The sequence below is a fragment of the Pseudomonas aestuarii genome, from assembly GCF_027988105.1.
GTDB classification, from domain to species: domain Bacteria; phylum Pseudomonadota; class Gammaproteobacteria; order Pseudomonadales; family Pseudomonadaceae; genus Aquipseudomonas; species Aquipseudomonas aestuarii.
Map to the genome: position 1 here is coordinate 1 of NZ_JAQJZJ010000049.1, position 277 is coordinate 277.

The following is a 277-nucleotide window of genomic DNA, read 5'->3' on the forward strand; positions in this document are numbered from 1 at the left end:
CGTCACACCGTCGTCGAAGACCATGCCGTCTTCCTTGCACATCAGGCCGTAACGGGCCTTGCCCACGTCCAGTTTGGTCCAGGCGTTGGTGTACACGCGGTTGAGGAACTCGCGCGCATCCGGACCCTGGATGTCGATCTTGCCCAGGGTCGAGGCATCGAGCAGGCCGACGCTGTCGCGTACTGCCTTGCACTCGCGGCCGACGGCGGCGTGCATGTCTTCACCGGCCTTGGGGAAGTACCAGGGGCGCTTCCACTGACCGACGTCCTCGAATTCA

Annotated in this window: 1 protein-coding gene; it reads right to left on the reverse strand. The window is 63.9% G+C overall.

Annotation, left to right across the window (positions count from 1 at the left end):
• A partial coding sequence (locus PH586_RS23510; RefSeq protein ID WP_271350221.1) for a hypothetical protein occupies window positions 1-277 on the reverse strand: 277 nt, incomplete at both ends.